At 70.0% G+C, this 6,489-nt stretch carries 8 protein-coding genes; all 8 read left to right on the top strand.

The features are described from left to right. The first annotated feature begins 255 nt into the window (after window positions 1-255). Window positions 256-1,011: a cell division protein FtsQ/DivIB gene (locus HKK72_RS34360; RefSeq protein ID WP_222721503.1), complete on the top strand. Its 756-nt coding sequence runs from the start codon at window positions 256-258 to the stop codon at window positions 1,009-1,011. 423 nt (window positions 1,012-1,434) lie between these two features. Continuing rightward, window positions 1,435-2,778 carry a cell division protein FtsZ gene (gene ftsZ / locus HKK72_RS34355; protein WP_187238583.1) on the top strand — a complete coding sequence of 448 codons (1,344 nt, stop codon included), beginning with the start codon at window positions 1,435-1,437 and terminating at the stop codon, window positions 2,776-2,778. Then, entirely contained in the window at window positions 2,778-3,521 is a 744-nt protein-coding gene (pgeF, locus tag HKK72_RS34350; protein WP_187238582.1) for a peptidoglycan editing factor PgeF, read from the top strand. Before ftsZ ends, pgeF begins: the two co-directional genes overlap by 1 nt. Further along, a complete protein-coding gene (locus HKK72_RS34345) occupies window positions 3,518-4,216 on the top strand; it encodes a YggS family pyridoxal phosphate-dependent enzyme (RefSeq protein WP_410050376.1) in 699 nt (232 codons plus the stop codon). Before pgeF ends, HKK72_RS34345 begins: the two co-directional genes overlap by 4 nt. Before the next feature lie 112 nt (window positions 4,217-4,328). After that, window positions 4,329-4,847 (top strand): cell division protein SepF, encoded by a 519-nt coding sequence (locus tag HKK72_RS34340; protein ID WP_187238581.1) that lies wholly within the window; start codon window positions 4,329-4,331, stop codon window positions 4,845-4,847. Between the two features lie 21 nt (window positions 4,848-4,868). Continuing rightward, window positions 4,869-5,153: a YggT family protein gene (locus HKK72_RS34335; protein ID WP_187238580.1), complete on the top strand. Its 285-nt coding sequence runs from the start codon at window positions 4,869-4,871 to the stop codon at window positions 5,151-5,153. Between the two features lie 49 nt (window positions 5,154-5,202). Beyond that, window positions 5,203-6,102, top strand: coding sequence for a DivIVA domain-containing protein (locus HKK72_RS34330; protein WP_187238579.1), 900 nt, complete (start codon window positions 5,203-5,205; stop codon window positions 6,100-6,102). 186 nt (window positions 6,103-6,288) lie between these two features. Next, on the top strand, window positions 6,289-6,489 hold a 201-nt coding region (locus HKK72_RS34325), incomplete at its 3' end, for a hypothetical protein (protein WP_222721502.1).

The following is a 6,489-nucleotide window of genomic DNA, read 5'->3' as shown; positions in this document are numbered from 1 at the left end:
CCGAGCTGCTGCGTTGATGGCCGCGCCTCCGGCGCGGCGGCTCGGGGCGCTTTGACGCGCTGTCTTCCCTCGTCGCTCCCGAGCGCTCGTTCCTCAGTCCAGACAGCGCGGCGCCCCTCGCAAGGCGCTTCGGCGTAGGGATGATCGGGGGTCTTTCCACAACGGTCCTTGCGGGACGGTCGGCGTGGGGGCTCGGTCGTGAGCGGGGTTCGGGCCATCATCTGACGAGACTCTCCACGGCATGGGCGGGCGGCGATGGCGGATACCGGCACGGTGGCGGGACGGGAGCGTGCCGCGAACGGGCCTCCGGCGGAGCCGGCGAGCTCGCGGCGGCCCACTCGCTGGAAGGTCATCTGCGTGGCCCTGCTGGTCGTCGGCGTGCTCGCGACCGCCGCGTGGGTGCTGCTCGGATCCCGGCTCCTGGTCGTCCGGCATGTCCAGGTGACCGGCGTGAAGATCCTGCCCCGCGACCGTGTGGTGACGACCGCCCGGGTGCCGCTCGGCACGCCGATGGTCCGGATGGACACCGACGTCGTACGTGACCGTGTCGAGCGGCTGCCCGAGGTCGAGTCCGCACGCGTGGAGCGGCGCTGGCCGGCCACGGTGCGGATCGTCGTCAGGGAGCGGGTGCCCGTGGTGGTGGTGGAGCGCGCGCGGAAGTACTACGAGATGGACCGTTACGGCGTGATCGTGGTCACCACCTCACGCCGGCCGAGCGGCCTACCGGCACTGGTCGTGGCGAACCCGAGCGCAACCGACCCCGCGACGGCCGCGGCGCTGAAGGTGCGGGGGGACCTGCCGGTCCGGTTCGCGCGGCGGCTCGCCCAGATCGAGGCGTCCAGTGCCGAGTCGGTCACCCTGCGGTTCAAGGCCGGGACGACCGTCGTGTGGGGCGCCGCGGAGCGGTCCGAGGAGAAGGTGCGGCTGATCGACGCCCTGCTCGCCACGCCCGAGGGGCGCGCGGCTCGCACCGTCGACGTGAGCTCGCCCGAGGTCGTCACGACCCGGTGAGAGACACGCGCTCGACGCAGGGATGCGGGACGCGGGGGCGTTGATGCGAGACGCTGTGACAGGCGACACCGCGTGTCGCCGCCCGGCCTTCGAGGTGTTCCATGGGGCAGGCTGGGAAGATCGGTTCGTGATCCGGGGGAGGTGCGGGGGTGCGACGGCTTATCAACTGGGGCAACACGGACCCACCGCGACACGCCGGTTCAGTTCGTGCCGGGTTAGTTGACCCTGGAGGTTGACCGCACCTACTGTCCGTATCAGCCCTCAGGTTGACATAACTCTAAGCCTCAACTTGAGGGTGAGGGTTGGGCGTGGCGCCGGTCACCCCGATCCACCAGAAAAGACCTGTGTCAGCAACACCGCGGCGGTACCGGTTCAAGGACTGGGCCGGCCGGTTCGATAGAACGAGCGGAAAGGCCCCTCGTCGTGGCAGCACCGCAGAACTACCTCGCGGTCATCAAGGTCGTCGGCATTGGCGGCGGCGGCGTCAATGCCGTCAACCGGATGATCGAGGAGGGTCTCAAGGGCGTCGAGTTCATCGCGATCAACACAGATGCCCAGGCGCTGCTGATGAGTGACGCCGACGTCAAGCTCGACGTCGGCCGTGAGCTCACCCGCGGACTCGGCGCCGGAGCCAATCCCGATGTGGGCCGCAAGGCCGCGGAGGACCACCGAGAGGAGATCGAGGAGGTCCTCAAGGGCGCCGACATGGTCTTCGTCACGGCCGGCGAGGGCGGTGGCACCGGCACCGGCGGGGCGCCGGTCGTGGCCAACATCGCCCGCTCGCTCGGGGCCCTCACCATCGGCGTCGTCACCCGCCCCTTCAGCTTCGAGGGCAAGCGCCGTGCGATGCAGGCCGAGGCCGGTATCGAGACGCTGCGCGACGAGGTGGACACGCTCATCGTCATCCCGAACGACCGGCTGCTGTCGATCTCCGATCGCCAGGTCAGCGTGCTGGACGCCTTCAAGGCCGCCGATCAGGTGCTCCTCTCCGGTGTGCAGGGCATCACGGACCTGATCACCACCCCGGGTCTGATCAACCTCGACTTCGCCGACGTGAAGTCGGTCATGTCCGGCGCCGGTTCGGCGCTCATGGGCATCGGCTCGGCCCGCGGTGACGACCGGTCGGTCGCGGCCGCCGAGATGGCCATCTCGAGCCCGCTGCTGGAGGCCAGCATCGACGGCGCGCACGGTGTGCTGCTCTCCATCTCGGGTGGTTCGGATCTCGGTCTCTTCGAGATCAACGAGGCCGCCCAGCTCGTCTCCAACGCCGCGGCACCCGACGCCAACATCATCTTCGGCGCGGTCATCGACGACGCCCTCGGCGACGAGGTGCGGGTGACCGTCATCGCGGCGGGTTTCGACGAGGGCGCCCCGTCCAAGCCCGCGCCGCTGCCGGTGGCGCAGAGCCAGCGGACGGCCCAGTCCGGCCGGCCCGCCGCCCCACCGCCGCCGCCACGCCCGGCGCCGCCGCCGACCGCTCCGGCGGTCCCGGTGTCATCCGTCGTGTCCGAGTCCGTCGCGCCCCGGCCGGTGCCGCAGGACGACTCGGCCGTCGGGCAGGAGGAGCGAGCGAACAGCGACGAGTCGCCGGCCTCGCGGTCCGACGATGTCGACGAGCGTGAGGCGCAGAGCGCGACGCGCCCTAAGGTGCCGCGGCCGGCGACGGAGCCGTCCGCGGCGAGCGTCACTGCGAGTGAACCGGTACGGCGGCGCCCGGTCGTGTTCGACGAGGACGACGACCTCGACGTGCCCGACTTCCTCAAGTAGTGGTCGGACGCGTCGACCTCGGTGAGGGCATCGGAGCGGCCTTCACCGACCGGGAGGGCGGGGCGAGCTCCGCGCCGTACGACTCGCTGAATCTGGGCGGTGCGGTCGGCGACGACGCTGAGGCCGTACGGAAGAACCGGGCGATCGTCGAAGAGGCGCTCGGGCTGGCCGCCGGCCGAACCGTGTGGATGCGCCAGGTGCACGGAGCGGAGGTCGCCGTGGCGACCGGGCCGCTGCCACCGCCGTCGGGAGAGACCGACCCGCCCGGAGTCGATGCGGTGTTGACCACCGAGCCGGGCCTGGCGCTCGCGGTGCTCGTGGCCGACTGCGCGCCCGTGCTGCTCGCCGACCCGGTCGCCCGTGTCGTCGGCGCCGCGCATTCCGGGCGCCCGGGCACCGCACTCGGGGTGGTGCCCGCCCTGGTGACCGCGATGTGCGAGCACGGTGCCGTGCCTTCGCGGTTGCGCGCGATGATCGGGCCCGTGGTGTGCGGAGGCTGTTACGAGGTGCCGGCCGGGCTGCGCGACGAGGTCTCGGCCGTCGTGCCGGAGGCCCGCGCCACGACCCGCGAGGGCACGCCCGCACTCGACATCCGTGCGGGGATAGCCGCCCAGCTGCGTGCCGCCGGAGTCGCGGCCATCGGCGGCGACCCGCGGTGCACCATGGAGACCCCGGCCCTCTACTCCTACCGGCGAGACGGCCGGACCGGCCGGTTCGCCGGCTACGTGTGGCTCAAGCCGTGATCCGCAGCGAGGCCGTCAGGGCGAACCTGTCCGCCGTGCGCGAGCGGATCGCGGCCGCGTGCGCGGCGGCGGGCCGGGACGCCGGTGAGATCACGCTGATCGCGGTGACCAAGACCTTCCCCGCCTCGGACGTGCGGTTGCTCGCCGACCTCGGCGTGACCGACGTCGCGGAGAACCGTGACCAGGAGGCGGCCCCCAAGGCCGCCGACTGCGCCGACCTGCCGCTGACGTGGCATTTCGTCGGGCGGCTGCAGACCAACAAGGCACGGTCGGTGGTCTCGTACGCCGACGTCGTGCACTCGGTCGACCGGCCGAGACTGGTCACCGCGCTGTCCACGGAGGCCGTACGGGCCGGACGAACGCTCCGGTGTCTGGTCCAGGTCTCGCTCGAAGCCGGCGCCGAGGGGCGGGGCGGGCTCACGCCGGCCGAGGCGCCGGGCCTCGCGGACGCCGTGGCGACGGCGGAGGGGCTGGAACTCGGCGGTGTGATGGCCGTCGCACCGCTCGGAGCCGACCCGGGGCCGCCCTTCGCCCGGCTCGCCGAGATCGCGCGCGAGGTGCGGAAGGCGCACCCGGCCGCAAAGATCATTTCGGCCGGTATGAGCGGAGACCTGGAGCAGGCGATCGCGTGTGGCGCGACACACGTGCGTGTCGGTACGGCGTTGCTCGGTGGCCGACAGGCAATCGTCAGGTAATGTCCCCCCAAGTGGGCTCCGTCGGATAGGCGTGGCGGCCCGCGGATCCGAGTATCGATCGGCGAGCGGTCGCCGGGGACAGGTCTGCACCGGAGAGGCGACGGAGGGACATATGGCCAGCGCGATGCGCAAGATGGCGGTCTACCTCGGCCTCGTGGAGGACGACCGCTACGACGACGACTACGACGACTACGATGTCTACGATGACGAGACCGCCGAGCGGCGCCGCACCGGGGAGGAACCCGCCGGTCAGGCCAACCGGACGGTGGAGTCCGCAGACCGCGAGCACGGTCACGCTCCGTCGGGCGGTGAGCGGCGCTCCGTGGCAATCTACGACTCGGCTACCACTGACCTTGCGCGCATCACTACGCTGCACCCCAGGACGTACAACGAAGCCAGAACCATCGGGGAACACTTCCGTGAGGGCACGCCAGTGATCATGAACCTGACCGAGATGGTCGACAGTGACGCCAAGCGTCTCGTCGACTTCGCGGCAGGTCTCGTGTTCGGCCTACACGGGAGCATCGAGCGTGTTACGAACAAGGTGTTCCTGTTGTCGCCGGCCAATGTCGAGGTGACCGCGGAGGACAAAGCCCGGATGGCAGAACGAGGATTCTTCAACCAGAGCTGACCGCCACATGCGAGAGTGCCCGTGACAACTGTTGGAACCGTGCTGAGCGCACTGCTGTACCTCTTCCTCCTACTGCTCATCGGGAGGCTGGTCTTGGAGACGCTGCAGTCCTTCGCGCGGAAATGGCGTCCTACGGGGGTGGTGCTGGTGCTTGCCGAGGTCACGTACACGGTCACCGATCCACCACTGAAGTTGCTGAGACGGTTCATCCCACCCCTGCGGCTCGGGAACGTGGCGTTGGACCTCAGCTTCATGGTGCTCTTCTTCGTGGTCTACATCATGATCATCTTCGTGGGGGGGCTCTGATCGGATACCGTCCTTTGGGACAGACTCCAAGCGCGCCAAGGAGACGAACATGCCGTTGACACCCGCCGACGTGCGGAACAAGCAGTTCAGTACCACCCGGCTGCGGCCGGGTTATGACGAAGAGGAGGTCGACGCCTTCCTCGACGAGGTCGAGGCGGAACTCGACCGGCTCATCCAGGAGAACGAGGAACTGAGGGCCAAGCTGGCCGAGTGCCTGCGTGGCAAGGTGCCCGCGATGGCGGCGCCGATCGTCGAGCCCAAGCCCGACATCTCGCCCATCCCCGAGCCTCCGCGGCCCGAGCCCAAGCCCGAGCCCGAGCCCTCGATCGGCCTGAGCATGGCGCCGACGAGCGAGGACAACATGGACACGGCCGCGCGGGTGCTCGCCCTCGCGCAGCAGACCGCCGACCAGGCGATCGCCGACGCCCGCAGGGAGGCCGACGAGACGCTCGGCCGTGCGCGCCGGGAGGCCGAGGAGATCCTCGGCAAGGCCCGCCGCCAGGCCGACCAGGTCGTCAGCGAGGCGCGCTCGCGCGCCGAGGCGCTCGACCGCGACGCCCAGGAGCGGCACCGCCAGGTCATGGGTTCTCTCGTGCAGCAGCGTGAGGAGCTCGAGCGCGAGGTGGACAACCTCCGTGCCTTCGAGCGTGAGTACCGCAGCCGCCTCAAGGCCTATCTCGAGGGGCAGCTCCGCGAACTCGACGCGAGCACCAACGACAGTGGTGCGTTCCCGACCGGCCCGAATCCCAGTGGACCGCAGACGGCTCCGCAGAACGCGATTCAGCATGTCGAGAGCCGTAACGGGCAGCCGGGCGGCCCTTCCGCCACCGGACCCACCCCGTTCCCGCCACCGCCGGCCGAGGCGCCTCAGCACATCCAGCACGCGCAGCACAGCAGCACCGGTGCATTCCACGCCGTCGGCGACAATCCCCCGCACGAGAGGCGTTGAGATTGTGGCGTCGCGCGGAGTGTGGAACTCTCTTTGAGCCGACAGTCATGCCGTGCTCGTGAGAGGCGCGACAGCCGGTAATGTCTGCCATCGGTCGCGCCGCGGATGTCGTCGACATCTCGTCGGCGCTCTTGCCGATGCGGCTACACCGGGCTGGCGCTCGTCCTGTAGAGGGAGAGAAACCCTGTGATCATCCTGAGTGGCCTATTCGTTGTGCTGGCGATCGCCCTGCTCATCACGGGCGTCGTATTCGGCAACTCGGGTACCGAGGTCGTGGGCCTCGACGGACTGGCGCTGATCTACGTTTCGATCGCGGTCAGCATCGTCTCCGCTCTCTGCCTGGCCATCGGGGTATTCCTGCGCCGCAGAGAGCTGTTCGGCGCGTCG

This window comes from Actinomadura sp. HBU206391 (assembly GCF_014323665.1).
GTDB lineage: Bacteria > Actinomycetota > Actinomycetes > Streptosporangiales > Streptosporangiaceae > Actinomadura_C.
Note: the sequence above shows the minus strand (reverse complement) of the source record. Positions and strands in the feature narration are given on the sequence as shown.

What these genes read in the sequence shown, in the direction of transcription:
- HKK72_RS34340 (WP_187238581.1), top strand. Translation starts at nt 4,329, where the DNA reads ATGGCCAGCGCGATGCGCAAGATGGCGGTCTACCTCGGCCTCGTGGAG.
- HKK72_RS34360 (WP_222721503.1), top strand. Translation starts at nt 256, where the DNA reads ATGGCGGATACCGGCACGGTGGCGGGACGGGAGCGTGCCGCGAACGGG.
- HKK72_RS34330 (WP_187238579.1), top strand. Translation starts at nt 5,203, where the DNA reads ATGCCGTTGACACCCGCCGACGTGCGGAACAAGCAGTTCAGTACCACC.